The following is a 26,221-nucleotide window of genomic DNA, read 5'->3' as shown; positions in this document are numbered from 1 at the left end:
GCGCGCGATGAGGATCGTCATCTTCGGCGGCACCGGTTTTGTCGGCCTCAACGTTGCGGAGGCGCTGCTTGCGCGTGGGCATGACGTGACGCTGTATGACCGTGCAGAGATGCCGTCTTCGGCACGACGGTCTCTTGCCGATTATGGCGCACGGCTCAAAGCCGTGCAGGGCGATATCACCGACGCAGATGCCATCGATGCCCTCATCGCCGAAGGCGTTGATGCGATCGTGCTCGGCGCGGCGATCACAGCCGGTGATGAACTGGAGAGAGCATCGATTGCGCGCGTTCTTGAGATCAACGTGATGGCGCAGATCCCGATCCTGCTCGCCGCGATCCGTCATGGCGTGCGCCGGGTCGTCAATCTCTCGTCGGCATCGGCCTACGGCGCCGCGGGCGCGCGGGTCGAGGTTCTCGACGAGGAAACGCCCTGCGATCCGGTCTCGTTCTATGCCATCAGCAAGTTCACATCGGAGCGATCGGTTGCGCGTCATGCCGAGCTCTTCGGCGGCAATTTCCTGAGCGTACGGCTGAGCGCCCTGTTCGGACCGTGGGAGCGACCGAGCTCCGTGCGCGACACGCCAAGCCTCCAGTTCCAGATCTTGGCTGCGTTCGCCCGCGGGGAGCCGGCGATCATGCCCGAAGCAGGCATGAGGGACTGGATCTACGCGCCGGATGCGGCCGAGGCCGTCGCACTGCTGATCGAGGCCGAGCGGCCGCGCCACCAGCTCTACAACATCTCCAGCGGTGGGCTATGGCCTGCGCTGCAGTGGGGCGAGGCCTATGCAGCGTTGCATCCCGGCCTGGAGTGCCGCCTCGCGGCGCCGGGCGAGAACACCGTCATCAAGCTGCATGGGCCCTATCGCGCGCCGCTGTCGGTGAACCGGATGGCGGATGAATTTGGCTGGCGCGCTCGGTTCGGCTGCGCCGAGTCGGCGGCCGCGATGAGCGCCTGGCTGACGCAGCACAAGGAGTGGATCTGACATGCGGCTGCAGGGGCGCACGGCCATCGTTACGGGAGCCGGCTCCGGCATCGGCCGTGCCAGCGCGAAGCTGTTCGCGGAGGAGGGCGCGCATCTCGCTCTGGTGGATCGCGATGCCGCGGGACTCCAGGAAACGTTGAGCCTGGTTGGCGAGGCCATGACGCATGTTGGCGACGTCGGCGATGCCGATTTCGCCGAGGCCGTTGCAAACGACGTCGTGGCACGGCACGGCCGGCTCGACATTCTCATGACCGCGGCCGGATTCTCCTGCGGCGGCACCGTGTTGACGACGGACCCTGCCGATTGGGACGCGGTGTTCCGCACCAATGTCGGTGGCACCTGGCTGTGGGCGCGAGCGGCGGTACCGCAGATGCAGCGGCAGAACAGCGGCTCGATCATTACGCTGGCATCGCAGCTCGCGATTGCCGGCGGCAAGGGCAACAGCGCCTATATCGCGGCCAAGGGCGCGATCGTCAGCCTGACGCGGACGATGGCGGTGGATTTCGCAACCGACTGCATTCGCGTCAACGCGATTGCGCCCGGTGCGATCGACACGCCGATGCTTCGCCGCAGCTTTGTCCGACACGACAATTCAGACGAGGTGCGCGAAACCTCCCGCAAGCGCCATGCCATGAAGCGGTTCGGCCAGGCCGAGGAGATCGCGCAGGCCGCGCTACATCTCGCCAGCGATGCGTCCTCGTTCACGACCGGCACCGTGATGGTGGTCGACGGAGGCTGGCTCGCGGCATGAGTGATGCGCTGACAGAGTTCGAAACGAACGTTCGCGCTGATCTCGCGCGGATCGCGCATCCCGGTGCCGCCTGGCTCGAACCGAAGACGGGACCGGACGGCAAGCTGGCGCTGGATGTGCTCGTGATCGGAGCCGGCCAATCCGGCATCGCCATCGGCTTCGGCCTGATGCGCTCCCGCGTCAGCAACATCCTGGTGCTGGACAAGGCCGAGGAGGGGAAGGAGGGGCCATGGCTCACCTATGCCCGCATGCCGACGCTGCGCAGTCCGAAGGACTATACGGGACCTGACCTCGACATCCCGAGCCTGACTTATCAATCCTGGCATGAGGCCCGCTTCGGCAAGGAAAGCTGGCAGACGCTGAACCTGATCCTGAGGGAGCATTGGGCTGAGTATCTGCTCTGGCTACGGCGCACGATCGGCTTGCCCGTGCGCAACGGGAGCGAGCTTCTGGAAATCCGGCCGGCGGCAGATGGTCTACTGGCTGCACGCGTGAAACATGGCGATGGCGTCGAGACGCTCCATGCGCGCAAGGTCGTGCTGTCGACCGGGCAGGAGGGGATGGGGAACTGGATGATCCCCGAACCGCTGAGCCATCTGCCGGTGAGCTCGGTCGCAACCGTCGTCGACGACATTGATTTCGAAAATCTTCGCGGCAAGCGCCTCGCCGTGATCGGCGCCGGCGCATCTGCCTTCGATAATGCGGCAACTGCGCTGGAAGCGGGCGCGGCGGAAGTGCATCTGCTGTGTCGGAGGGCACAGATCCAGCTGATCCAGCCCTATCGCTGGCTGACCTTCCGCGGCTTTCTGCGCCATCTCAGCGATCTCGACGATGCCTGGCGCTGGCGCTTCATGCGCACCATTCTCGAGATGCGCGAAGGCTTTCCGCAGCCAACTTACGATCGCTGCGCAAATCACGCCAATTTCACATTGCACGAGGGCGCGCCGATCGAGGCCGCGCGCGAGACCGGCGAGGGCATCGAATTGCAGACGCCGCGCGGCGTCATCGCAACGGATTTCGTCATCTGCGGCACCGGCATCGACATGGATTTTGCCGGCCGTGGCGAGCTGCGCGCATTTGCCGGCAATATCGCAACCTGGGCGGACCGCTACCTGCCCCCGGAGAGCGAACGCAACGCGCGGCTCGGCCGCTTCCCCTATCTTGCCGACGATTACGCCTTCACCGAACGTGTCGCGGGCGAGACGCCGTGGATTTCAGACATCCATCTCTTCGCCATCGCCTCCACCATGAGTTTTGGTCCGTCGGGATCGTCGATCAACGCGATGACGACCGCGGTGCCGAAGCTGGTGAACGGACTGACGCGCGGTCTGTTTCGTGCCGATGTCGAACGACACTGGGCCTCGCTCCGCGCCTATGACGTGCCGCAGGCCGTGGTCACGCGGCCAGCGCGAAACATGGAGGAATCGCGATGATCGTCCATGCGCCGCCGCGACAAAGCGTCCACAAGAGCGCATCATAAGACTGGCGCGCAACTTGCTTGTTTCTTAACCTGCCTTGCTGGCGTTCTTGTCGAGATTTTTGGGGAAAACAAATGCGTTTTGTGTCTTTCAGGTCGGCATCCTCCGTGCTCGCCACCACCGCGTTGTTGCTCATCGCCGCAGCGCCTTCGCAAGCGCAAACCAGGGCCGAGACGCTGCGCTATGTCACCGGCGCATCCGTCAACACGCTCGATCCCAACATTCCGGGCTCGACGCGCGAATCCTTCGCGCTGAGCATGAGCACTTACGACCGCCTTGTGGCGTTCGGCCGCAAGCAGCTCAACGGCAAATGGGTGTTCGATCTCGACAAGATCACCGGCGAACTCGCCGAATCCTACGACGTCAGTCCCGACGGGCTGAAGTTGACATTCCGTCTGCGCAAGGATGCCAAGTTCCAGGACGGCTCGCCCGTGACCGCCGAGGACGTGAAATGGTCGCTCGATCGCTGCGTCACCGCGCCCATCCTCGGCAAGGCACAATTGCTGACGGGATCGCTGACGTCGGCCGACCAGTTCAAGGTGATCGATCCCCTCACGATCGAGGTGACGCTGCCGAAACCCGACAAGCTCGCGCTGCCGAATCTGGCTACAGTCTACCCGCTGATCATCAACTCCAAGGTTGCCAAGGAGCATGCGACCCCGGAAGATCCCTGGGCCACCGCCTGGCTGAAGGAGCACACTGCCGGCAGCGGTGCTTATGTGATCGAGAGCTTCAAGCCCGGCGAGCAGGTGATCATCAAGCGCAACGAGGCCTGGAACCGCGGCTCGCCCGACAAGCCGGCTTTTTTCAAGCGCGTGATCGTGCAGTCCGTGCCGGAGCCCGCGACCCGCGCCAATCTTGTCGAGCGGGGCGACGCCGATCTCGTCGTCGATCTCCAGGCCAGCGACGTGCAGTCGCTCGAGGCCAAGGGCAAGCTCAAGGTGGTCTCGACGCCGCAATACAATTCGATCACCTTCGTCTCGATGAACAACCAGATCCCGCCTTTCGACAACGTCAACGTCCGCCGAGCCATCGCCTTCGCGCTGCCCTATGAGGACATGTTCAAGGCGGCCCTGTTCGGCCGCGGGGCCCCGCTGTTCGGTGCGACTTGGCCGGATGGCAAGCCGCTGAACGGCATCTATCCGTTCCAGGCGCCGGTGAAGACCGATCTCGACAAGGCGAGGGAATATCTGAAAGCCGCAGGACTCCCGGAGGGGTTTTCGACCACCTTCAGCTTCAACGTCGGTCAGGCCTCGACCGCGGAGCCGATGGCGGCTCTCGTGAAGGAATCGCTTGCCAAGATTGGGATCAAGGTCGACATCCAGAAGCTGCCGGATGCGCAGATGTCGACGCAGATCAACGAGAAGAAGCTGCCTTTGTTCACTGAAGGCATCGTCGCCTGGCTGCCCTCGACCGATTACTTCTACCGCAACTTCTACACCGGCAATCAGCGCTGGAATTACAGCTCGATCAACAATCCTGAGCTGGCCGCAATCGCGCAGGAGGCCCGCTTCGAGCCCGACAAGGCCAAGTACGAGGAGGATGGCCGCAAGCTCAACGCGATCCACTTCAGCGAAATGCCGCAGATCCCGCTGTGGCAGCCGAACCAGGACGCCGTGATGGCCTCGTCGATCGAGGGCTATACCTACGAGTTCCATCGTCAGGTCGATTATCGCGACGTCAGCCGCAAGTGATGTCCGTAAGCCAGAGGCTCTGAAAGGTGATGACCGGTCTTGGTGCGACGGTGGTGCGGGCGGGGAGGCGGCTTATGTCGTCGCTGCCGGCGTTGTTCGGCGTGCTGGTCTTCACCTTTCTCCTGATGCGGGTCCTTCCCGGAGATCCCGCGGTGTTCTTCGCCTCGGGACCCAATGCCGGCAAGGAGGAGATCGAGCAGATCCGCAAGCAGATGGGGCTCGACAAGTCGGTGCCGGAGCAGCTCGTGTTCTATCTCTCCGATATCGGCCGCGGCAATCTGGGCCGCTCCATGATGACGGGGCAGCCGGTCTTGAAGGACCTTCGCGAACGGCTGCCGGCCTCGCTGGAGTTGACCTTCACGGCGCTCCTGATCGCGCTGATCGCAGCGGTGCCGCTCGGCGTGGTCGCAGCCTTGAAGCCGGGATCGCTGGTCGATCACGGCGTGCGACTGTTCTGCGCGCTCGGCGTCTGCGTGCCGACCTTCGTCTCGGGCCTGCTGCTGATCTATGTGTTCTACTATCTGCTCGGTCTTGCGCCTGATCCGACCGGGCGGATCGACGTCTTCACCTCGCTGCCGCCGCAGCGCACCGGGTTTCTGTCGGTCGATTTCCTGCTCGCGGGCGACATCGAGGGCTGGTGGGCGGCCTGCAAGCAGTTGATCCTGCCGGCCGTGAGCATGGCCCTGTTCGTGATCGCGCCGTTGGCGCGGATCACACGAGCCTCGATGCTGGTCTCGCTCGGCAGCGATTTCGTGCGCACCGCGCGCTCGGTCGGATTGTCCTGGCAGAAGGTCGTCGTCACCTATGCGCTGCGCAATGCGATCCTTCCCGTCATCACCATTGCCGGCATCGTGTTCTCGACCATGCTTGGCGCGAACGTCCTGGTGGAGAAGGTGTTCTCCTGGCCGGGCGTCGCCTCCTACGCGCTCGATGCGCTGCTGTCGTCCGACTATGCGCCGGTCCAGGGTTTTGTGCTGCTGATGGCTGGCATCTTCGTGCTGGTCAATCTCGTGGTCGATATCTGCTACGGCATCGCCGATCCCAGGGTGTCGATCGGATGACCAGCGCAACCCTCCGCCATTCGGTCTGGATTTTGCGTGGCAACCCGCTGACCGGTGTCGCCGCGGCGGGCGTCCTTCTGTTTGTCCTGGTCGCGATCTTCGGACCGTGGCTGGTGCCCTATGATCCCGTCGTCTCCAATGTCTCGGAGGCCCTGCAGCCGCCGAGCGCGGCGCATCTGGCCGGCACCGACCAGCTCGGGCGCGACGTGTTCAGCCGCCTCGTCGTTGCGGCCCGCCTCGACCTTGCCATCGCGGTCTCGGCGGTCGGAATCTCCTTCGTGATCGGCGCCGTCGTAGGCTCTTTCTGCGGCTATGCCGGCGGCAGGCTCGACCGCTCGGTCGGCCGCTTCGTCGACGTCATGATGGCCTTTCCGCTGTTCGTGCTGGCCATGGCGATGGTTGCGGCGCTCGGCAACCGGATCGAGAACATCGTGATCGCGACCGCGATCATCAATCTTCCCTTCTACATCCGCTTCGCGCGCGCCGAGGTCAACGTCCGGCGCAATGTCGGCTGGGTGGAGGCGGCGCGATCCTGCGGCGAGAGCCATTTCTCAGTGGTGCTGCGCTTCCTGCTGCCGAACATCCTGCCGGCGATGGCGGTGCAGATCTCGCTCAACCTCGGCTGGGCCATTCTCAATGCGGCCGGCCTGTCGTTCATCGGCCTCGGCGTCAAGCCGCCGACGCCGGAATGGGGCATCATGGTCGCGGAGGGCGCCCGCTTCATCTCGACGGGGCGGTGGTGGCTGGTGGCCTTTCCGGGCCTCGCGTTGATGATGGCCGTGCTGTGCTTCAACCTTCTCGGCGACGGGATGCGGGACATTCTCGATCCGCGCATGCGCACATGAGCGAGATGCTCCTCGAGATTGACGATCTCCACGTCTCGTTCTCGACACGGCGTGGACTGGTCGAGGCCGTGCGCGGCGTCACGCTCGCGGTCGAGGCCGGCGAGATGCTCGGCCTCGTCGGCGAGAGCGGATCGGGCAAGTCGGTCACCGGGTTTGCCACAACGCGACTCCTGGATTCAGCCGGGCGCGTCACTCGCGGAAAAATCCTGTTTCGCGGCCAGGACGTCACAAAGCTCAGGGGCGACGATCTCCGTCAGCTCCAGGGCGCCGCCATGTCCATGATCTTCCAGAACCCGCGGGCCGCGCTCAACCCGATCCGCGCGATCGGTCTGCAGATTGCGGACGCGATCCTCACTCACAAGCGGATATCGAAGGATGCCGCCCGCGCCGAGGCGCTGGAGCTATTGCGTGCCGTCCAGATCCGCGAGCCGGAAACGCGGATGAACGCCTATCCGCACGAACTCTCCGGCGGCATGTGCCAGCGCGTCATGATCGCGATTGCGGTTTCCTGCAATCCCGCGCTGTTGATCGCCGATGAGCCGACGACCGGCCTCGACGTCACCACGCAGAAAGTGGTGATGGATCTCCTGGCGGAGATTGCCGCCGCGCGCGGCATGGCGACGATCCTGATCACGCACGATCTCGGGTTAGCGGCGCGATATTGTCGCCGTATCGCGGTGATGGAGCGCGGTCGCATCGTCGAAGAGGCAAGCCCGAGGACGCTGTTCGGCGCGCCGCAGCACGCCTATACCAAGCGTCTGGTGGCGGCATCGCCGACTGCGACCTCCCAAATCGAGGACCTCGTGACGGAAGAGGAGCGGGAGCGCCATGCAGCTGTCGTCAGCAGGCCCAGGCAGGAGCTCGCCCACGGGACTCCACCGCTGCTGGAAGTGCGCAAGCTCGCAAAACGCTTCGACGAGGGTGCTGCGGCGGTGGCGGATTTCTCGATGACGATGGTTGGCGGCGAGAGCGTCGGCCTCGTCGGCGAATCCGGCTCCGGCAAGAGCACGACGTCGCGGATGATCTGCCGCCTGATCGATCCGAGCGAGGGCGAGATCGTGTTCGACGGGCAGTCGATCGGCCACGTGGCGTCGCGTGACTTCCATCGCTCGCGCTTCCGCAAAGACATCCAGATGGTGTTCCAGGATCCGAACGAGAGCCTCAACCCGCGCTTCACGGCCTTCGATTGCATCGCCCATCCCCTGATGCGGCTCGACGGCATGCGTGGGGGCGATGCGCTGCGCAAGCGGGTGGAAGACTGCGCCGATCGTGTGGGGCTGCCGCTGGATCTGTTGCCGCGCTTTCCGCATCAGCTCTCCGGCGGCCAGAAGGCGCGCGTCGGCATCGCCCGCGCCATCGCCTGCCGGCCGCGGCTCCTGGTGCTGGACGAGCCGACCGCCGCGCTCGACGTCTCCGTGCAGGCCGTGGTGCTGCAACTGCTCGACCGCCTGCGGCGCGAGAACGACATCGCGCTGCTGTTCGTCAGCCACGACCTCAACGTGGTGCGCATGCTTTGCGACCGCACCATCGTGCTGCGCAATGGCGGCATCGTGGAGCAGGGCGAGAGCCGGGCGCTGTTCGACAATCCCAAGACCGATTACACGCGCAAGCTGGTCGAGGCGATCCCGCATATCGAGACCGGCCCGGTACTGGCGGCCGCGCTTTGAGGTCTCGACCGGTCCAAATGGTGCGGATCTCCCGCTGGCGAAGGCCCGGTTAGTGGCATACCATTTGCACGCCAATGAGCTCTGGTTTCACCTGTTCTTGGCCAACGATGGCCGGCATCACGGCACTATTGGGAGGATTTCATGGATCGCAGGACCGTATTGAAGGGACTGGCCGGCGCGGGCGGTCTGGCATTGAGCGGCCTTTCGGCCCCGGCGATCGCACAAGGCGCCTCCGCGCGCACCCTGCGCTTCGTGCCGCAAGCAAATCTCGCCAATTTCGACCCGATCTGGGGCACGCAATATGTCGTGCGCAATGCTGCCGCGCTGGTTTGGGATACGCTCTACGGCGTCGATTCCGCGCTCCAGCCGCAGCGGCAGATGGTCGAGTCCGAGGAAGTGACCGACGACGGCACTACCTGGACGTTCAAATTGCGTCCGGGACTCAAATTCCACGATGGCGAGCCGGTGCGGAGTAAGGACGTCGTTGCGAGTCTCACCCGCTGGGCGGCGCGCGATCCGATGGGGCTGATGCTCAAGGCGCTGCAGCAGGAGCTCACCGCTGTCGACGATCGCACTTTCAAATGGGTGCTGAAGCAGCCGTTCCCGAAAATGCTCTATGCGCTTGGCAAGAACAACTCGCCTTGCGCCTTCATCATGCCGGAGCGCATTGCGCAGACCGACCCGTTCAAGCAGATCGGCGATTATGTCGGCTCGGGGCCGATGAAGTTCGCCAAGGGCGAATGGGTCCCCGGCGCGAAAGCCGTGTTCGAGAAGTTCGCCGACTATTTGCCGCGGCAGGAAAAGTCGTCGTGGCTCGCTGGCGGCAAGCAGATGCTGATCGACCGCGTCGAATGGATCGTGATGCCGGATCCGGCGACCGCTGCGGCCGCGTTGCAGAACGGCGAGATCGACTGGTGGGAGAACCCGATCGCGGACCTCGTCCCGGTCCTGAAGAAGAACAAGAACATCAGCGTCGACATCGGCGACCCCCTCGGCAATGTCGGCTCGTTCCGCATGAACTTCCTGTATCCGCCCTTCAACGACGTGCGGGCGCGGCGCGCAGTGCTGATGGCGATGAGCCAGGAAGACTATATGCGTGCGCTCGTCGGCGACGATAATTCGCTGTGGAAGCCGCTCCCCGGCTTCTTCACGCCGGATACGCCGCTCTACACCGAGGCGGGCGGCGAGGTCCTCAAGGGCAAGCGCGATCTCGACGCTGCCAAGAAGCTGCTCGCCGAGAGCGGTTATTCCGGCCAGCCGGTGACGTGTCTGGTGGCGCAGGATCAGCCGATCACCAAGGCGTTCGGCGATGTGACCGCCGATCTCCTAAAGAAGCTCGGTATGAATGTCGACTTCGTCGCGACCGATTGGGGTACGGTCGGCTCCCGCCGCGCGCAGAAGACGCCGCCTGGACAGGGGGGCTGGAACATGTTCCACACCTGGCATGCGGGTTCGGACTGCATCAATCCGGCGCCCTATACCGCCATTCGCGCCAACGGCGACAAGGCCTGGTTCGGCTGGCCGAACAGCCCCGGCACCGAGAAGGAGGTCACGTCCTGGTTCGAGGCCAAGAACCTCGACGAGGAGAAGGCCGCGGTCGCTCGCCTCAACAAGGTCGCGCTCGAGGACGTCGTCTACGCGCCGACCGGCTTCTTCCTCAGCTACACGGCCTGGCGCAAGAACGTCTCCGGCATCACGAAAGGGCCGCTGCCGTTCTTCTGGGGCGTGTCGAAATCCGCATGACCTTGCGCTGAAGCCAGATGCTCTCCTACATCCTCCGGCGTATCGCCTCGACCTTGCCAGTGATGGCGATCGTCGCGCTGTTCGTGTTCAGCCTGCTCTACATCGCGCCGGGGGATCCCGCCGTGGTGATCGCGGGCGATCAGGCAAGTCCGGAGGATGTGGAGCGCATCCGTCAGAGCCTCGGCCTCGATCGACCCTTCCTGATCCAGTTCGGCAGCTGGGTCTGGCGCATTCTGCACGGCGATCTCGGCACCTCGATCTTCACCAATCTGCCGGTCTCGACCATGATCGGGCAGCGTCTCGGGCCGACGCTGTCGCTGATGATGGTCACGCTCCTGCTCACTATCGTGGTCGCGGTGCCGCTCGGCGTGCTGGCGGCGTGGAAGGCGGGAAGCCTGATCGACCGGGCGATCATGGCCTTTGCCGTGTTCGGCTTCTCGCTCCCGGTCTTCGTCGTCGGCTATGTCCTCGCCTACGTCTTCGCGCTGGAGCTCGAATGGCTTCCCGTGCAGGGCTATACGCCACTCGCCCAGGGCTTCTGGCCCTGGCTGCAAAACCTGATCCTGCCGGCGATCGCGCTCGGCTGTGTCTACATCGCGCTGATCGCGCGTATCACGCGCGCCACCATGCTCGAAGTGCTGCAGCAGGATTATATCCGCACCGCGCGCGCCAAGGGCCTCGGGCAGGGTGGCATCCTGTTCGTCCACGCGCTGAAGAACGCGGCGGTGCCGATCGTCACGGTGATCGGGATCGGCATCGCGCTCCTGATCGGTGGCGCGGTCGTCACGGAAAGCGTGTTTGCGATTCCCGGCCTCGGCCGGCTCACGATCGACGCGATCCTGCGCCGCGATTATCCCGTCATCCAGGGCATCGTGCTGCTGTTCAGCTTCGTCTACGTCCTCGTCAATCTGATGATCGACGTCACCTATACGCTCGTTGACCCGAGGATCCGCTATTGACCGACACGACCGTCAATCCGCAAGCGCTGCCGGCGGGCTTCGTCCTCGCGCCGCAACTGCCTGAGATCCTCCGGCCGGTCACGATCCGGCGCGGCTTCATCGGGCTGCTGCGCGGCCATCCCACCGTTGCCATCGGCGGCACGTTGCTGCTGATCCTCGTCCTGATCGCGATCTTTGCGCCTTATCTTGGAACGGTGGATCCGACCGCACTTGCGCCGGCCAAGCGCACCCGCGCACCGTCGGCGCTTTACTGGTTTGGCACCGACGTCCTCGGCCGCGACATCTATTCACGCGTGCTGTTCGGCGCGCGCGTCTCGCTCACCGTCGGGCTCTCGGTTGCGATATTCGCCTCCGCGGTCGGTCTTGCCATCGGCATCGTCTCCGGTTTCATCCGCTGGGCCGACGGCATCTTGATGCGCTTCATGGACGGCCTGATGTCGATCCCGCCGATTCTGCTGGCGATCGCGCTGATGGCGTTGACACGCGGCAGCGTCGGCAACGTCATTCTCGCGATCACCGTCGCCGAGATTCCGCGTGTTTCCCGTCTTGTCCGTAGTGTCGTGCTGTCGCTGCGCGAGCAGCCTTACGTGGATGCGGCGGTGGCCTGCGGCACGCGCACGCCGATGATCATCCTGCGCCACATCCTGCCCAACACAGTGGCGCCGATGCTGGTCCAGGCGACCTACATTTGCGCCAGCGCGATGATCACGGAGGCGATCCTGTCCTTCATCGGCGCGGGAACGCCGCCGACCATTCCGTCCTGGGGCAACATCATGGCCGAGGGGCGGGCGCTGTGGCAGGTCAAGCCCTACATCGTGTTCTTTCCGGCGGCCTTCCTGTCCGTCACCGTGCTCGCCGTCAACCTGCTCGGCGACGGCCTTCGCGATGCGCTCGATCCGCGCATGGCCAAGAGCCTCTGATGGCGAGGGGCTGATCGCGATGGCACTGCTCGAAGTCGAGAATTTGCAAACACACTTCCGCACGCCCAGCGGCATCAACCGCGCGGTGGACGGTGTGTCGTTCCATGTCAACGAGGGCGAGACGCTCGCCATCGTTGGCGAGTCCGGCTGCGGCAAGTCGGTGACCTCAATGTCGCTGATGCGGCTGATCCCGGAACCACCGGGCAGAATAGCCGGCAGCATCCGCTTCGCGGGCAAGGACCTGCTGCAAATGTCGGATCGCGAAATGCGCGCCATTCGCGGCAACGACATCTCGATGATTTTTCAGGAGCCGATGACCAGCCTCAACCCGGTCCTGACCGTCGGGCGTCAAATCCGCGAAACGCTGATGATCCACCAGGGCCTGGATAAGGAAGCCGCAGAGGCGCACGCCATCGAGATGTTGGTGCTGGTCGGCATTCCCGAGCCGAAGCGCCGCGTGCGCGAATATCCGCATCAGCTTTCCGGCGGCATGCGCCAGCGCGTCATGATTGCCATTGCACTCGCCTGCAATCCAAAGCTTCTGATTGCCGACGAGCCGACCACCGCGCTCGACGTGACGATCCAGGCGCAGATTCTGAAATTGATGCTGGATCTCAAGCACCGGGTTGGCGCAGCCATCATCCTGATCACCCACGATCTCGGCGTGGTCGCCGAGATCGCCGAACGCGTCATGGTCATGTATGCCGGCCGCAAGGTCGAGGAGGGGCCGGTGGCGGACCTGTTCCGTTCGCCGCGTCATCCCTATACCCAAGGCCTGCTCGGCGCAGTGCCGCGGCTCGGCTCGTCGCTGACCGGCACCGCGAGACGGCTTGCAGAGATCCCGGGACAGGTGCCTGATCTGCGCAAGCCCATCGTCGGTTGCGTGTTCGCCGGACGTTGCGCGCTCGCGACCGATCTTTGCCGGCAGTACGCGCCGGGGCTCGAAGAGAAGGGGCCACGTCAGGTCGCGGCCTGCCACTATGCGGCCAAGGGAGCGGTCGCGGCATGAGTCCCCCGCTGCTCCAGGTCAACGACCTCAAGAAACACTTTCCGGTCAAAAAGGGCATGTTCAGCCGCAAGTCCGAATGGGTCTATGCGGTGGACGGCGTGTCGTTCGAAATCGCGCGCGGCGAGACGCTGTCGCTGGTCGGCGAGTCCGGCTGCGGTAAATCGACAGTCGGCCGTGCGATCCTGCGACTGTTCGACATCACGTCAGGGCAGGTCATCCTCGACGGCCAGCGCATCGACGACGCCCATCCGAGCACGATGCGCCAGATGCGCCGCCGCGTGCAGGTGGTGTTCCAGGACCCGTTCTCGAGCCTCAATCCGCGCATGCGCGTGCGCGACATCCTGGCGGAGCCGATCCGCAATTTCGGCCTCGCCAAATCCGCGATCGACCTCGAAACCCGCGTGACGGCGCTGATGGACACCGTGCGCCTGCCGCGCGAGGCGCTGAATCGCAGGCCGCACGAATTCTCCGGCGGCCAGCGCCAGCGCATCGGCATCGCACGCGCACTCGCGGCCGAGCCCGAGCTGATCGTCTGCGACGAGGCAGTCTCCGCGCTCGACGTCTCGGTCAAGGCACAGATCGTCAATCTGCTGCAGGATCTCCAGCGCGAGTTCGGCCTGGCGCTGCTGTTCATCAGCCACGACCTCGCGATCGTCGAGCACATGACCCATCGCGTCGCCGTGATGTATCTCGGCAAGATCGTCGAGGTGGCGCCGCGCTACGAGATATTCGCCGCGCCAAAGCATCCCTACACCAAGGCGTTGCTTTCGGCGGTGCCCCTGCCGGAGCCGGGTGCCCAGCGCAATCCGATCATCCTCAAGGGCGACGTGCCGAGCCCGATTAACCCGCCGAGCGGATGCCGCTTCCACACCCGTTGCCCGCTCGTGTTCGATCGCTGCCGGACCGAGGAGCCGACATTGCGCGCGGCTGGACCCGAGCAGTGGGTGGCCTGTCATCTCGAAGAAGCTGCGGCGGTGGCGAGCGGCTAGCCGTTGGGGCACAGCGGCGAAGCTCTGGATCGAGACGCTGGGGCGACTGTTGGGCTAGGATGGCACTCTGCTCCTGTTTTGCCCGACGAGTGAAAGACGTTTCCGACGAAAATTCATGTTTAAAAACAATCCCGTTCTACTGTGCATGGGGTTGTTTTCGCGTTTTTTGTTTGGCGGCTCTCAACCTTGGCGGCGCAGGAATCCCGTGATCGTGACCTTTTCCCAGATATCGGCCGCGGCAAACGGATCGGCTCGGTTGAAGGCTTCCACTTCAGCGCGGCTTTGGGCTTCGATCAGGAACAGGCTGCCGATCATCCTCTCGCCGTCGTCGGAGACCAACGGCCCCGACATCACGATCTTGACGCCGAAGCGCGAGGTGTCGCTTAGGAAAGCCTTGTGGGCGTCGTAATTGGCGAGCCGGGTCGGCAGTGCGCCGGCGCAGTCGAGGGCGTGAATGGCGAACAGCATGATGGTCTCCGATTATATCCCGTTTTCTTGGGACGGCCGCGGCTGCGGCCGTCCGGGCTTGTCGTGATGGATGCGCTTGGTTACTTGCCGCCAAGCTTGCTGGCTTCCTCGAAAGTCGGGCAGCTGCGTTGCTCCAGCGGCACGTCGAACGGCTGGTAATTGTCCTTGGTGATGACGGTTGGCTTCAGCACGATCTCTGCGATGACGGGCTGGTTACGCAAGGAGCGGATCGCCATCATGGTGCCGAGGCAGCCTTGGAAAAATCCGTTGTAGTCACCGCTCGCGAGCAGCTTGCCGGACTTGATCGCGTCGATCGCTTCCTTGGTGCCATTGATGCCGATCACCTGCGCCTTGCGGTTGGCGCCGTCGAGCGCCTCGATCGCGCCGACCGCCATGGCGTCGTTAGCGGCGAGCACGCCGTCGATCTGCGCGTTCGACTGCATCAGATTCTCCATCACCTGGAGCGCCTGGAGCCGTTGATAGTTGCCGGGCTGCGAGGCCAGCAGTTTCGCACCGGCATTTTCCTTCAGCGCGTCGTTGAAGCCGCGGACGCGGTCGACATTGGTCAGCGATCCCTTGACGCCTTCGATGATGACGATGTTGCCCTTGCCGCCCAGCGTCTTGAGCAGGAAGCGCGCGGTCTCGAGCCCGAGGCTATAATCGTCGGCGCCGACGAAGGACAGGAACTTGCCGCCGGCGGAGCGATCAGTGATGTTGACGACGGGGATCTTGGCGTCGTTGATCTTCTCGACACCCGGTACCATCGCCTTGTAGTCGACCGGCGTGAAGACGATGGCGCTCGGCTTCTTCACCACGACGTCCTCGATCTGGCTGAGCTGCTCGGGAATGCTGTCGGGCTTGGTCGGGATATACTGCAGCGTCTTCGCGTTCAGCGTCTTCGCCATGTTGTCGGCGCCGACCCGCACCGTCTGGAAGAACGGGTTGGTCTGGTTCTTGGTGAAGACGGCGATGGTCTCGCCGTCCGCTCGCGCTTGCGTGGTGAGCGCGGCCGCCATCAGCAGCGGTAGCGCCAAATAACCCAGTTTCTGTTTCATGTTGCCTCCATCCCTCGTTTTGCTTGTTGGTCGTTCAAGAACTCATTGCGCGCGGCGCCGGGTCTTCATGTCGAGCCAGACCGCGAGAATGACGATGATGCCGGTGACCAGCGGCTGCCAGTTGGCGCTGACCGACAAGAGGTTCATGCCGTTCAGCACCAGCGTCAGGATCAGCGCGCCGATGAAGGTGCCGAACACCGTGCCGACGCCGCCGAACAGCGATGTGCCGCCGATCAGCACGGCGGCGATCGCGGGCAGCGTCAGGCTTTCGCCGATGTCGGCCTCGGCCGAATTGAGCCGCGACAGGAAGATGATCGAGGCGAGCCCCGCCATGGTGCCGGAGACGGCGTAGACCAGCAGCAGGCGGCGCGCGACTGGAATGCCGGAGAGCCGTGCCGCGACCGGATTGGCACCGATCGCATAGATTTCCTGGCCCCAGATCGTTCGTTGCGCAAACAGCGTTCCGATCCCGAGGAACACCAGCAGCAGGTAGACCGGGATCGGCAGGCCGAACAGATAGCCGCTGCCGATCTGGCGGAAGCCGGCCGGGAAGCCGTGAAGGGTTTCGCCCGCCATGTACCAATAGGTGAGGCCGTTCAGCACCCAGAGCATGCCATAGGTGGCGATGAAGGAGGGGATGCGGAGCGCGGTGACCATGACGCCATTGAGCAACCCGACGAGGCCGCCGCAGGCAAGCCCGGTGAGGATGCCGAGCGCCGGCGAGCCGGTCTTGTGGATCACGGTCCCGGCGATGCAGGCGGACAGCGCGACATTAGCGCCGACGGAGAGATCGAGGCCCGCGGTCAGCACCACCAGCGTCAGGCCCGAAGCGATGAAGAAGGTCAGGCTCGCCTGCCTCAGCACATTGAGGATGTTGCCGAGGCTCAGGAAGGAATCGCTGAGCACGGCGAGCACCGCACAGATCAGCAGCGCCGCAAGCAGCCGATAGAACAATTGGATCGCGTCCTGCGACAGGAACGAGCGGGGCGGCGCGACGGCCTCTTTGCTGATGTCGGTCATGCGCGGCTCCTGAGACCATCGAAGAACAGCGCGACGATGACGAGGACACCGACGCTTGCGACCTGCACCGAGGACGGCAGCGAGATCAGGTTCAGCCCGTTGCGCAGCACGCCCACGGATAGCACGCCGAGCACCGTGCCGAGCAACCAGCCATTGCCGCGCTCGAACGACGTGCCGCCGACGGCAACGGCCGCGATCGCATCGAATTCGAGACCGAGGCCCGCGGTTGGATGCCCGGAATTCATCCGCGCCGTCATCAGCAGGCCCGCGATGCCGGCCATGGCGCCACCGATCGCATAGACCGCGATCAGCAGCCGGTTGGGTGACAGGCCGGCATAGCGCAGCGCCTCCCGGTTGCCGCCGAGCGCGAAGATGTAGGTGCCGAATCGGGTGTGATAGAGCAGGCCGTGAAACGCTGCATAGGTCACCAGCGCCATCACGATCGGCACTGGGACACCAAGAAGCGTCGCCGAATAGATGTCGCGCACACTGTGGGGGATGCCGACCACGCTCTGGCCGTCGCTGACGATCAGCGAAAGGCCCTGCGCCATGCCGAGCGTGCCGAGCGTGGCGACAAAGGGCGGGATGCCCACGATGGCAACCAGCCAGCCGTTGGCGAAGCCGAAGGCCGTGCCGACGAGGAGCCCGGCACCGAGGCCGAGCAACATCGAGTGGGTGGCGAGCGAGACAATCGCGACGCAGAGCGAGGTCAGCGTCAGCACCGCGCCCATCGACAGGTCCAGCCCCTCGGTCATGATGATCAAGGTCATCGGCAGCGCGAGCATGGTCAGGATCGTCGACTGCACCAGCACGTTGGAGAGGTTGGCGACCGACAGGAAGCCGGGCGCGATCGTGCTGAACAGCGCGATCAGCAGCACCAGCACGATGGCAACGCCGGGAATGCGTTGCAGCGGATTCGGTTGTGAAACGACCGTGGCCTCACGCATGATGCATCCCCAGTCGCACGATGTTCTCCTCTGTCAGCTCGTTGCGCGCGAGGTGCCCGGCGATGCGCCCCTCGCGCATCACGTAGGCGCGATCGCAGACATGGCAGATTTCGACCTGTTCGGACGAGATCATCAGCGCCGCTGCGCCCTCCGCGACTAGGCGATCGATGAGGGCAAAGATTTCTGCCTTGGCGCCGATGTCGATGCCCCGGGTCGGTTCATCGAAGATGAAGAGTTTTGAGCCGGCGGCGAGCCACTTGCCGATCACGACCTTCTGCTGATTGCCGCCCGAAAGCAGGCCGACGGTCTGGCGCGCGCCCGGCGTCGCAATGCGCAACTGGCGGATCAGGTCGTCGGCAGTGCGCTGTGCCCGACGCTGGTCGAACAGACCGCTCGGGAACAGCTTTCGCAGCGCCGACACCACCAGATTGTCCCCCACCGACCGCAACAGCGCGAGACCCTCGCTCTTGCGGCTCTCCGGGATCAGCGCGATGCCACGGCGGGCGGCAAGATCAGGCTCGCCGGAGATAGTCTTGCCGTCGAAGACAATCTCGCCTGAGGTCACGGGATCCGCGCCGAAGATCGCACGCGCGACCTCGCTACGACCCGAGCCGACCAGGCCACACAGGCCGACGATCTCGCCGCGGCGCACCTCGATGTTGATGTCCGAGATTCCGGTGGAGGCGCTCAGGCCCTTGACCTCGAGCAGGACTTCGCCGGGCTTGTCGGCAAAATTGCGCGGATAGGTCATGTCGACGTTGCGACCGACCATCATGCGGACGAGCTGGTCCGGCGTGACGTCGGCCGGGCGAACGCCGTCGATGCGACGACCGTCGCGCAGCACGGTGATGCGGTCGCCGAGCGCGAACACTTCCGCCATGCGGTGCGAGATGTAGACGATGGAAACGCCGTCGGCCTTCAGCCGCGCGATCAGCGCGAACAGCAGCTCGGTCTCGCGATCGGACAGCGCCGCGGTCGGCTCGTCCATCACCAAAATGCGGGCGTTCTGGCTGATCGCTTTCGCGATCTCGACCATTTGCTGCTGCGCCACTCCCAGCTTGTCGACGACGGTGGAGGGATCGATCTCGAATCCGATCATGCCAAGCACACGCCTGGCGTCGGCGAGAATCTTGCTGCGGTCGATCGTGCCAGGGATGCGGCCCTTCGGCTCGCGGCCGAGGAAAATATTCTGGGCGATATCGAGATGGGGCACGAGCGAGAATTCCTGGAAGATCACGGCAATGCCGAGCTTCTGCGCGTCCGCGGCCGAGTTGATCGCGACCGGCTCGCCCTTGTAGTAGAATTCGCCTGCATCGGCGCGATAGGCGCCGCACAGCACCTTCATCAGGCTCGACTTGCCGGCGCCGTTCTCGCCCAGCAGCATATGGACTTCGCCGGGGAAGACGGCAAAGGACACATCGTCCAGCGCCTTTACGCCGGGAAACTCCTTGCTGATGCCGCGCAGCTCCAGCAGCGGCGTGGAGACCGCGGGCTCGACGGCCAATGCGGCGGTGCTCATGCGCGCGCTCCGCTTGCAAAGATCTTCCCGGGATTCATCAGTCCGTCAGGGTCGAGCGCGGTCTTGATCGACCGCATCACATCGACGGCCTCGCCGAGCTCGTCGGTGAGATAGTCGATCTTGCCGAGCCCGATGCCGTGCTCGCCAGTGCAGGTGCCGTCCATGGCAATGGCGCGGGCGACCATCCGGGCCTGAAGCGCCTTGGCGCCTTCGACTTCCTCCGGCCTGGCGGGATCGATCAGGATCAGCATGTGGAAATTGCCGTCGCCGACATGGCCGACGATAGGCGCCGTAAAACCGTGCTCGTCCGCGTCGCGCCGGGTCTCCGTGAGGCATTCCGCCAGCCGCGAGATCGGCACGCAGACGTCGGTGATCACGGCGCGCGCGCCGGGCCGCAAGCCCAGGCCCGCATAGAGCGTGTTGTCGCGGGCGTGCCAGAGCCGGCTGCGATCCTCCGGTGCCTTGGCCCAGGCAAAGCCATGTCCGCCATGGTCGGCGGCAATGGCCTGTGCGGCTTCGGCCTGCTCGGCGACGGAGGCCTCGGAACCATGGAATTCGAAGAACAGGGTCGGGGCTTCGCGATAGCCGAGCTTCGCATAGGCGTTAATGCCGCGCATCATGACGTCGTCGAGCAGCTCGATTCGCGCCACGGGGATCGCGGACTGGATCACGGAGATCGCGGTGTCCACGGCGTTGTGCAGGCTGTCGAAGCTGCAAACCGCGGCCGAGATGGCCTGCGGGACGGGATGCACCTTCAGCGTGATCTCGGTGATGACACCGAGCGTGCCCTCGGCGCCGACGAACATGCGGGTCAGATCGTAACCGGCGGCTGACTTGCGCGCGCGCCGGGCGGTCCGGATCACGCGGCCGTCGGCGAGCACCACCTCCAACGCCATGACGTTGTCCTTCATGGTGCCGTAGCGCACCGCCATGGTGCCGGAGGCGCGCGTGGACGTCATGCCGCCGATCGAGGCGTCGGCACCGGGATCGATCGGAAAGAAAAGTCCGGTGCCGCGCAGCTCCGCATTGAGCTGCTTTCGCGTGATGCCGGGCTGCACGACGACGTCCATGTCGCTCTCGTGCACCGTCAGCACCTTGTTCATGCGTGCGAAGTCGAAGCAGACGCCGCCCGCGACCGCGGCCGCATTGCCTTCGAGCGAGGTCCCGGCGCCGAACGGCACGATGGGCATATTCGCGCCCGCGCACAGCTTGACGATCTCCGCGACCTCCTGCGTGGTTTCAGGGAAGACGACGATGTCGGGCGGCAGGTTGCGATAATGCGACTCGCTCTGCCCATGCTGATCGAGCACGCCACGCGCGACGCTCGCGCGCGGGCCGATCATGCCTGTGAGGCGATCGGCCAATATGCTCGTGCTGACCCGCGGTCCCATCCTTGCTCCCTGTCTGCCTTGTTGTCGGACTCTTGTTGGGTCCGCCGTCGTTCAGCTTAAGCGGCTCGTGCGCTGCTAGCGACCTGCTTCAGGCCGAAATCATAGTTGAGATGATAATATTCGCTGTCCACCATGCGACCATCGGGCGCACGGCCTGGCGGGCACCGCACAAATTCTCGAATCAAGCTGTCCTTGACGCCGAATACCACGTCGCTGTCGAGATACTGGTCGCCGGCCACGAACACATGGGTCACGAGTTGCTCGAAGCCGGGCGCCGAGATCATGAAATGCACGTGCGCCGGGCGCCAGGGATGGCGGCCCTGGACCGCCAGCATGTCGCCGACCGTGCCGTCATGCGGGATCGGATAGGCAGCCGGCTTGATCGACCAGAAATTGAAGCGGCCATTCTGGTCGGTGTGGAAGCGCGCCCGCATCGCGAGATCGCCGATCTTGTCGAGCTGCTGCACGTCGTAATAGCCGTCATCGTCGGAATGCCAGACGTCCACGACGGCGCCGGCAAGCGGCCGTCCGTCGACGGTCGACACCGAGCCGGTGACGAGCATCGGATCGCCTTCCATCGGGCCGGAGATGTCAGCGCCGTTGTCTTTCTCAGGTGACGCCTGCACGAAGAACGGACCGAGCACTGTGGTCTCGGTCGCGCCTTCCGGCACCGGATGGTTGATGGCGTCGACCAGCATGGAGACGCCGAGCGCGTCCGACAGCAGGATGAACTCCTGGCGCTTGTCGTCGCACATGTGACCGGTGCGAGTCAGGAAGTCGATGCCGTATTCCCATTCCTTCTGGGTCGGCCGCACCTCGCGGACGAAGGCATGAAGGTGGCGCACCAGCGCTTCGCTGACCTGCTTGATCCGCGGATCGGTCGCGCCCGCGATCCGCTCCAGCACGGCGTCGGTGATGGTGTTCTCGTTGAAATTGCGCATGGATGCCTCCGTGAATCAGAGTTTGGGCTCGCCGAGGCCGGACAGCCGCTCGATGTGCTTGACGGTCGCGATGAAGTCGGCGTCGCCGTCGCCCTGCGCGACCAGCGAGCCATAGGTCTCCCGCACTTGGGCTGCGAGCTGAAGCGGCACGCCGACGGCGTGGCCGGCGCCGAGGATCAGATCGAGATCCTTGGCCATCTGCCTGCAGGAGAAGGTCGAGTCGAAATCGCGGTTACGCAGCGGCGCGGTCTTGTACTTCACCATCGGTGAGGCGACAGCGCTGTCGTCGAGAACTTTCAGAATATCCTGCCAGCCGATGCCGCCCTTGCGCGCCAGCGCCAGGCTCTCCGCCATCATGGTGGCCGACACCGCGATCATCAGATTGACCGCGAGCTTGGCATAGCGCGCTTCCTCGCCGGGCCCGAGATAAGTCTGGGCGCGGGTGAAGGCGGCGAACAGCGGCTTTGCGTTTTCGTAGGCGTCCTTCGGGCCCGAGACGAAGCAGCTCAGGGCGCCGGTGTGGACGATGCTGGCATTGCCCGAGACCGGCGCACGCAGGTAGAGGACACCGCGCGCCTGTGCGGCGGCGTCGACCTCTGCGGAAGCCTCGACGCTCACGGTGCTGGTCTCGATCAGGACAGATCCAGCAGCCATCGCGGCGATGAGGCCGGTGGGGCCGAGCAATGCGCCGCGCAAGGCCGCGTCATCGGGCAAGGACGTGACGATCGTGGCCTTGCCGCCCACGGCCTCGGCCGGTGAAGCGGCAATCGAAATGCCCTGCGCGCGCGCCTCGTCGAGCCGTGCGGCGCTCCGGTCGAACGCGGTCACGGCATAGCCGGCCTTGGCGACGAGCACCGACATCGGCAGACCCATCTTGCCGATCCCGATGAAAGCGATGTTCTTCGAAAAAGCTGTCATTGTTGTTGTCCTTGACGCCCTCAGGCGGCGTGTCCCTGTCGTTCGATGTCCTGCACCAGCCGCCGGCCGGATTGCACGAGCAGTTGCTTTTTCGCCTCCAGACCGTCGGCCAGCAGCCGCCCATTCCGCTTCTTCCAGACGCCGCCGATCATGACGGCCTCGATATTGGCAAGGCTCGTCTGCATCACCACGGTGGAAACGGGATCGTGCACCGGGACGAGGTTGAGATCGGAGCAATCGATGATGACGAGGTCGGCGAGCTTGCCCGGCGTCAGCGAGCCGATCTGGTCTTCGCGGCCGAGCATGCGGGCGCCTTCCGTCGTGATCCAGCGCAGCGCCTCGCGGACGGGGACCGTGGTCGTCGCCGGAATGGCGCCGCTGTTCTTGCGCGACTCCGTGTTGTCCAGTGCCCGCTGCATCGAGAGCGCAACGCGTGCGGCGGAGAAGAGGTCGCCGCCCAGCACGGATTCCAGATCGATGCCGATGGTCGGCCGTACGGCGCGCTTGAGCAGCCGTCCGGTGATCGGAAAGCCGTGGCCCTGGATCATCTCGTTCTCCGGCGTCACCGAGAAGGAGACGCCGAGATCGACCATCCGATCCAGGAGATCATCCGGGAGGTCGTTGCCATGGACGATGTTGGTGCTCGCGCCGACGAGACCCGCCTCGATCAGCTTCTCCCAGCCAACAGGCGTCTTGGCGGGCCCACCGCCCTGATGCATCGATGCGATCAGCTTGAACTCGCGTGCCAGACGGAAATCGTGCATGGCGACGTCGAGCGTCGAATAATGCGGGCCGAGGATGGCGAGCCCAAGCGTGACGAGGCCGTCGCGGTCGGCGAGGGGGCCCGCCAGCAGCCGCTCGACTTCATGGCGTGGATGCGGGATCTCCGAGAAGTGCGGTTCGCCCGGTTTCGGCTCGGGCTTGGGCGAGCCGTGGAAGAAGGCCGCGCGGATACCGCTCTCGATCAGGCCGCGCACGGCGGCGTCGGTATGATCGGGCGTCGGATTGTTGTGGCACCAGTCGACCAGCGTGGTGGTGCCGTGGTTGATCTGATTCAGCGCGCCCACCAAGGTCGCGATATAAATGTCCTCGGGCCTGAAGACCGTCGCGAGCCCGGCATGCATGCGGCGAAAATATTCCAGCAACGTCCAGTTGGCAGCATAGCCGCGCAAGCCCGTTTGCCAGGTGTGCATATGCACGTTGATCAGGCCGGGGATGACGATGCGCCCGGTGCCGTCGACGATCTCCGTCTCGGCCGCGCCGCCGAGGTCGATCGATGAGCGCACGTCAACGATGCGGCTCCCCTCGATCAGCACGTCGCCGTCAGGTAGATCGCCGATCGCATCATCCATGCTGATAATGATCGCGGATTTGATCAGCGTGCGCCGCATGGAATTAAACCGCGGCTTTGATAGCGTCGGGCGGCTCGCCGGCCCAGGCGCGCGCGATCAGGTCGCGGATGGCGTTGCGTTCGAGCGGGCGCGGGTTCCAGTAGGCGTTGGTGACCGCGAGATCCGCGGCCTTGTCGATGCCGCTTTCGGGCATGCCGATGTCGCGCAATGCGACCTTCGCACCCAGCCGCTTCGCGAGCTCGAAGAGTCCTTGCGATGCATCGGCGGCGCCGATTGCGCGTGAGATGCGCGCCATCGCGTCGGGCACGGCGGGCGCGTTGTAGGCCAGCGCATGCGGCAGCACGACGGTGTGGGTCTCGGCATGCGGCAGGTCGAAGGTGCCGCCGAGCGTATGGCAGAGCTTGTGATGCAGCGCCATGCCGACTGTGCCGAGGCAGACGCCGCACAGCCAGGCCCCATACAGTGCTTCGGTGCGAGCCTCGCGATCGTCGCCCTTGGCGGCGATGGCGGGGAGGGCACGTGCCAACGCGCGAATGCCTTCTTCCGCCATCAGCGACGTGACCGGATTGGTGTCGCGCGCGTAGAGCGCTTCGGCCGCATGCGCGATTGCGTTGATGCCTGATGTCGCGGCCAGGCTCGCCGGCAGACTCAAAGTGAGCTCGACATCGTAGATCACGGTCTCCGGCAGGATGGCGGCGTCGCGTACCGTTGTCTTCAGGCCGTTCTCGGTCTGGCCTACGATCGGCGTCATCTCCGAGCCGGCATAAGTGGTGGGAATGCAGAGCTGGTTGATTCCGGTGCGCAGGGCCAGCGCCTTGCCAAGTCCGGTCGTGGATCCGCCACCGAGGGAAATGACGCAGTCGGCCTCGCAGGCCTTCATCGCCGCGAGCGCCCGCTCCGTGACCTCGACCGGCGTGTGCATGGTCGCGCCCGGAAAGATGCCGGCGTAAAGCGGACCGAGCGCCGCGCCCAAGCTTTTGCCCTGCGCCTCCTGATGCGGCGTCGTCAGCACCAGCGCGCGCTTGCCGCCGAGACGCTCGACCTCGGCCTTGGCCGAGCCAAGCGTTCCGCTGCCGAACACGACGCGGCAGGGCAGGTTTTCAAAGGTGAACGTACCGATCATGCGCCGGTCTCTTTGATGGGATAATCGACCTGGAAGCGTCCGATCCGCAAGTCGCCCAGCGCCTCGCGCACGCGCAAATGTTCCGGGTGGGTGGCATAGGCCGCGAGCGCAGCGTGGTCGGTGAATTCGGAGAACAGGACCACGTCGCAGGCGTAGTCGACATCGCTGACATCGAGGCCGACCTCGATATGGGTGAGGCCGTCGATCCGGCCGCGCAGCCCCTCGAACAGGGTCTTGACCTTGACCCGGGCGGCGGAACGCTCGGCTGGCGTCTCCCCGCGCAGCCGCCACATCACGATGTGCCTGATCGGGCCCGACATTTCGCTGTTTCCTCGCCTGCTATCTTGCTTGTGTTTGGGCCATTTTGACTTGCGGGATGCGGAAATAAAGATCAATAATCGTAAGTCTCTTTTCCTATTTGCGAAATAATGGACCGCCTGCTCCAGTTGGAAGTGTTCGCCAAGACGGCCGAGCTCGGCAGCCTGTCCAAAGCTGCCGAAGCCCTGCGCATGTCGAATGCTGCCGCGAGCCGCCATCTCAGCGCGCTCGAAGAGCGCCTTGCGGTCCGGCTGATCGAGCGCAACACCCGTCGGCTGTGGTTGACGGAGGCGGGGCAAGAGCTGCTGGAGCGCTCGAGCCGGGTTTTGAGCGAACTGGCGGAAGCAGAGGACATCGTCAGCGATCGCGCGCTGTCGCCGCAGGGCACGTTGCGGGTCACGAGTTCGCTGTCCTTTGCGGTGATCTATCTGGCGCCGATGCTGCCGGCCTTCCGCGCGCGCTATCCGAAGCTCAACATGCAGATCACCACCGCCAACCGGTACTCCGATTTCATCGAGGCCGGCATCGACGTGGCGATCAGGACGCGCGAGCAGGAGCCGGATTCGAACATCATCGTCCGCCGCATCGGCCAGATGCGGCGTGTGCTCGCTGCTGCGCCCTCATATCTCGCAAGCTGCGGCGAGCCGGAACAGCCCGTCGATCTCGCGCGCCATAACATGCTGGTCTACAATCTCGCCAACGATCCCTATTCGCTGCGCCTAAGCAAAGGCAACGGCGCGCAGACTGTCCGCATCACGCCGACGCTCGACAGCAATGACGGCCAGGTCATCCGCGGTGCCGCACTGGCAGGGCTCGGCATTCTCATCCAGCCGCTGTACATCGTGCAAAGCGATATCGCGGCGGGCCGTCTCGTCCCGGTCCTGTTGGAGTGGGAGCTGCCGCTGCTGACGATGAACATCGCATACCAGAACCGTGCCGGACTGCCCGCCAAGATCAGGGTCTTTTCAGACTTCCTGGTCAGCCACATCCGCGAGCATTCGCAGCCGGGGATCTGGATCGACGCGGCGAAGTGAGCGACATTTTCGAATTCAGGCGGCTTTGTAGAAGGCA

General features: G+C 64.7%; 24 protein-coding genes. 13 read left to right on the top strand and 11 right to left on the bottom strand.

The window, feature by feature from the left end:
* Positions 1–7 precede the first annotated feature (7 nt).
* The 12 genes from ABIC03_RS04650 (at position 8) to ABIC03_RS04595 (ending at position 14,098) form a co-directional block, all read left to right on the top strand.
* Positions 8–982, top strand: a complete 975-nt coding sequence (locus ABIC03_RS04650) for an NAD-dependent epimerase/dehydratase family protein (RefSeq protein ID WP_354055899.1) — start codon at positions 8–10, stop codon at positions 980–982.
* A 1-nt stretch (position 983) separates the two neighbouring features.
* A complete protein-coding gene (locus ABIC03_RS04645) occupies positions 984–1,733 on the top strand; it encodes an SDR family oxidoreductase (RefSeq protein ID WP_354055897.1) in 750 nt (249 codons plus the stop codon).
* On the top strand, positions 1,730–3,166 hold the full coding sequence (locus tag ABIC03_RS04640) for an NAD(P)-binding domain-containing protein (RefSeq protein WP_354055895.1): 1,437 nt from the start codon (positions 1,730–1,732) through the stop codon (positions 3,164–3,166). Before ABIC03_RS04645 ends, ABIC03_RS04640 begins: the two co-directional genes overlap by 4 nt.
* Positions 3,167–3,285: 119 nt before the next feature.
* Positions 3,286–4,905, top strand: coding sequence for an ABC transporter substrate-binding protein (locus ABIC03_RS04635; protein WP_354055893.1), 1,620 nt, complete (start codon positions 3,286–3,288; stop codon positions 4,903–4,905).
* A gap of 26 nt (positions 4,906–4,931) precedes the next feature.
* Positions 4,932–5,966, top strand: a complete 1,035-nt coding sequence (locus ABIC03_RS04630) for an ABC transporter permease (protein WP_502916914.1) — start codon at positions 4,932–4,934, stop codon at positions 5,964–5,966.
* Complete coding sequence (locus ABIC03_RS04625; protein ID WP_007608569.1) at positions 5,963–6,811, top strand: ABC transporter permease; 849 nt, start codon at positions 5,963–5,965, stop codon at positions 6,809–6,811. The genes ABIC03_RS04630 and ABIC03_RS04625 overlap by 4 nt, the downstream gene beginning before the upstream one ends.
* On the top strand, positions 6,808–8,478 hold the full coding sequence (gene nikE / locus ABIC03_RS04620; RefSeq protein ID WP_354055889.1) for a nickel ABC transporter ATP-binding protein NikE: 1,671 nt from the start codon (positions 6,808–6,810) through the stop codon (positions 8,476–8,478). The genes ABIC03_RS04625 and nikE overlap by 4 nt, the downstream gene beginning before the upstream one ends.
* A 141-nt stretch (positions 8,479–8,619) precedes the next feature.
* A complete protein-coding gene (locus ABIC03_RS04615) occupies positions 8,620–10,221 on the top strand; it encodes an ABC transporter substrate-binding protein (protein WP_354055887.1) in 1,602 nt (533 codons plus the stop codon).
* 17 nt (positions 10,222–10,238) lie between these two features.
* Positions 10,239–11,180: an ABC transporter permease gene (locus ABIC03_RS04610; RefSeq protein ID WP_106942294.1), complete on the top strand. Its 942-nt coding sequence runs from the start codon at positions 10,239–10,241 to the stop codon at positions 11,178–11,180.
* Positions 11,177–12,100: an ABC transporter permease gene (locus ABIC03_RS04605; protein ID WP_354055885.1), complete on the top strand. Its 924-nt coding sequence runs from the start codon at positions 11,177–11,179 to the stop codon at positions 12,098–12,100. The genes ABIC03_RS04610 and ABIC03_RS04605 overlap by 4 nt, the downstream gene beginning before the upstream one ends.
* Positions 12,101–12,119: 19 nt before the next feature.
* Complete coding sequence (locus ABIC03_RS04600) at positions 12,120–13,109, top strand: ABC transporter ATP-binding protein (RefSeq protein ID WP_354055883.1); 990 nt, start codon at positions 12,120–12,122, stop codon at positions 13,107–13,109.
* On the top strand, positions 13,106–14,098 hold the full coding sequence (locus ABIC03_RS04595) for an ABC transporter ATP-binding protein (protein ID WP_275167577.1): 993 nt from the start codon (positions 13,106–13,108) through the stop codon (positions 14,096–14,098). The genes ABIC03_RS04600 and ABIC03_RS04595 overlap by 4 nt, the downstream gene beginning before the upstream one ends.
* Positions 14,099–14,278: 180 nt before the next feature.
* On the opposite strand, the gene ABIC03_RS04590 is transcribed toward ABIC03_RS04595, so the two are convergent.
* From ABIC03_RS04590 to ABIC03_RS04540, 11 genes are all read right to left on the bottom strand, one after another.
* Positions 14,279–14,566 (bottom strand): YciI family protein, encoded by a 288-nt coding sequence (locus tag ABIC03_RS04590; RefSeq protein WP_354055880.1) that lies wholly within the window; start codon positions 14,564–14,566, stop codon positions 14,279–14,281.
* An 80-nt stretch (positions 14,567–14,646) separates the two neighbouring features.
* On the bottom strand, positions 14,647–15,621 hold the full coding sequence (locus tag ABIC03_RS04585) for a sugar ABC transporter substrate-binding protein (RefSeq protein ID WP_199198270.1): 975 nt from the start codon (positions 15,619–15,621) through the stop codon (positions 14,647–14,649).
* A gap of 42 nt (positions 15,622–15,663) precedes the next feature.
* Complete coding sequence (locus tag ABIC03_RS04580; protein ID WP_354055878.1) at positions 15,664–16,641, bottom strand: ABC transporter permease; 978 nt, start codon at positions 16,639–16,641, stop codon at positions 15,664–15,666.
* Complete coding sequence (locus ABIC03_RS04575; protein ID WP_354055876.1) at positions 16,638–17,588, bottom strand: ABC transporter permease; 951 nt, start codon at positions 17,586–17,588, stop codon at positions 16,638–16,640. Before ABIC03_RS04575 ends, ABIC03_RS04580 begins: the two co-directional genes overlap by 4 nt.
* Complete coding sequence (locus ABIC03_RS04570) at positions 17,581–19,107, bottom strand: sugar ABC transporter ATP-binding protein (protein ID WP_354055874.1); 1,527 nt, start codon at positions 19,105–19,107, stop codon at positions 17,581–17,583. Before ABIC03_RS04570 ends, ABIC03_RS04575 begins: the two co-directional genes overlap by 8 nt.
* Positions 19,104–20,498: an FAD-linked oxidase C-terminal domain-containing protein gene (locus tag ABIC03_RS04565; RefSeq protein ID WP_354055872.1), complete on the bottom strand. Its 1,395-nt coding sequence runs from the start codon at positions 20,496–20,498 to the stop codon at positions 19,104–19,106. The genes ABIC03_RS04570 and ABIC03_RS04565 overlap by 4 nt, the downstream gene beginning before the upstream one ends.
* 56 nt (positions 20,499–20,554) lie before the next feature.
* Complete coding sequence (locus tag ABIC03_RS04560; RefSeq protein ID WP_354055870.1) at positions 20,555–21,439, bottom strand: intradiol ring-cleavage dioxygenase; 885 nt, start codon at positions 21,437–21,439, stop codon at positions 20,555–20,557.
* A gap of 15 nt (positions 21,440–21,454) precedes the next feature.
* On the bottom strand, positions 21,455–22,357 hold the full coding sequence (locus ABIC03_RS04555) for an NAD(P)-dependent oxidoreductase (RefSeq protein ID WP_354055868.1): 903 nt from the start codon (positions 22,355–22,357) through the stop codon (positions 21,455–21,457).
* 20 nt (positions 22,358–22,377) lie between these two features.
* Positions 22,378–23,748 (bottom strand): amidohydrolase family protein, encoded by a 1,371-nt coding sequence (locus tag ABIC03_RS04550; RefSeq protein WP_354055866.1) that lies wholly within the window; start codon positions 23,746–23,748, stop codon positions 22,378–22,380.
* Between the two features lie 4 nt (positions 23,749–23,752).
* Positions 23,753–24,832 carry a maleylacetate reductase gene (locus tag ABIC03_RS04545; RefSeq protein ID WP_354055864.1) on the bottom strand — a complete coding sequence of 360 codons (1,080 nt, stop codon included), beginning with the start codon at positions 24,830–24,832 and terminating at the stop codon, positions 23,753–23,755.
* Complete coding sequence (locus ABIC03_RS04540) at positions 24,829–25,152, bottom strand: Dabb family protein (protein WP_018458706.1); 324 nt, start codon at positions 25,150–25,152, stop codon at positions 24,829–24,831. Before ABIC03_RS04540 ends, ABIC03_RS04545 begins: the two co-directional genes overlap by 4 nt.
* Positions 25,153–25,260: 108 nt before the next feature.
* Here ABIC03_RS04540 and ABIC03_RS04535 point away from each other — a divergent pair, with 108 nt between their 5' ends.
* Positions 25,261–26,184, top strand: coding sequence for a LysR family transcriptional regulator (locus ABIC03_RS04535; protein WP_275167566.1), 924 nt, complete (start codon positions 25,261–25,263; stop codon positions 26,182–26,184).
* Positions 26,185–26,221: the final 37 nt, after the last annotated feature.

This window comes from Bradyrhizobium sp. RT6a, assembly GCF_040547675.1.
Taxonomy (GTDB): Bacteria; Pseudomonadota; Alphaproteobacteria; order Rhizobiales; family Xanthobacteraceae; genus Bradyrhizobium.
Note: the sequence above shows the minus strand (reverse complement) of the source record. Positions and strands in the feature narration are given on the sequence as shown.

Bases quoted from the DNA above. Each gene is read 5' to 3' on its own strand.
- ABIC03_RS04615 (WP_354055887.1), top strand. From the start codon at position 8,620: ATGGATCGCAGGACCGTATTGAAGGGACTGGCCGGCGCGGGCGGTCTG.
- ABIC03_RS04635 (WP_354055893.1), top strand. From the start codon at position 3,286: ATGCGTTTTGTGTCTTTCAGGTCGGCATCCTCCGTGCTCGCCACCACC.
- ABIC03_RS04650 (WP_354055899.1), top strand. From the start codon at position 8: ATGAGGATCGTCATCTTCGGCGGCACCGGTTTTGTCGGCCTCAACGTT.
- ABIC03_RS04645 (WP_354055897.1), top strand. From the start codon at position 984: ATGCGGCTGCAGGGGCGCACGGCCATCGTTACGGGAGCCGGCTCCGGC.
- ABIC03_RS04560 (WP_354055870.1), bottom strand. From the start codon at position 21,439: ATGCGCAATTTCAACGAGAACACCATCACCGACGCCGTGCTGGAGCGG.
- ABIC03_RS04585 (WP_199198270.1), bottom strand. From the start codon at position 15,621: ATGAAACAGAAACTGGGTTATTTGGCGCTACCGCTGCTGATGGCGGCC.
- nikE (WP_354055889.1), top strand. From the start codon at position 6,808: ATGAGCGAGATGCTCCTCGAGATTGACGATCTCCACGTCTCGTTCTCG.
- ABIC03_RS04625 (WP_007608569.1), top strand. From the start codon at position 5,963: ATGACCAGCGCAACCCTCCGCCATTCGGTCTGGATTTTGCGTGGCAAC.
- ABIC03_RS04565 (WP_354055872.1), bottom strand. From the start codon at position 20,498: ATGGGACCGCGGGTCAGCACGAGCATATTGGCCGATCGCCTCACAGGC.
- ABIC03_RS04535 (WP_275167566.1), top strand. From the start codon at position 25,261: ATGGACCGCCTGCTCCAGTTGGAAGTGTTCGCCAAGACGGCCGAGCTC.
- ABIC03_RS04540 (WP_018458706.1), bottom strand. From the start codon at position 25,152: ATGTCGGGCCCGATCAGGCACATCGTGATGTGGCGGCTGCGCGGGGAG.
- ABIC03_RS04575 (WP_354055876.1), bottom strand. From the start codon at position 17,588: ATGCGTGAGGCCACGGTCGTTTCACAACCGAATCCGCTGCAACGCATT.
- ABIC03_RS04600 (WP_354055883.1), top strand. From the start codon at position 12,120: ATGGCACTGCTCGAAGTCGAGAATTTGCAAACACACTTCCGCACGCCC.
- ABIC03_RS04595 (WP_275167577.1), top strand. From the start codon at position 13,106: ATGAGTCCCCCGCTGCTCCAGGTCAACGACCTCAAGAAACACTTTCCG.
- ABIC03_RS04590 (WP_354055880.1), bottom strand. From the start codon at position 14,566: ATGCTGTTCGCCATTCACGCCCTCGACTGCGCCGGCGCACTGCCGACC.
- ABIC03_RS04580 (WP_354055878.1), bottom strand. From the start codon at position 16,641: ATGACCGACATCAGCAAAGAGGCCGTCGCGCCGCCCCGCTCGTTCCTG.
- ABIC03_RS04640 (WP_354055895.1), top strand. From the start codon at position 1,730: ATGAGTGATGCGCTGACAGAGTTCGAAACGAACGTTCGCGCTGATCTC.
- ABIC03_RS04610 (WP_106942294.1), top strand. From the start codon at position 10,239: ATGCTCTCCTACATCCTCCGGCGTATCGCCTCGACCTTGCCAGTGATG.
- ABIC03_RS04555 (WP_354055868.1), bottom strand. From the start codon at position 22,357: ATGACAGCTTTTTCGAAGAACATCGCTTTCATCGGGATCGGCAAGATG.
- ABIC03_RS04570 (WP_354055874.1), bottom strand. From the start codon at position 19,107: ATGAGCACCGCCGCATTGGCCGTCGAGCCCGCGGTCTCCACGCCGCTG.
- ABIC03_RS04545 (WP_354055864.1), bottom strand. From the start codon at position 24,832: ATGATCGGTACGTTCACCTTTGAAAACCTGCCCTGCCGCGTCGTGTTC.
- ABIC03_RS04550 (WP_354055866.1), bottom strand. From the start codon at position 23,748: ATGCGGCGCACGCTGATCAAATCCGCGATCATTATCAGCATGGATGAT.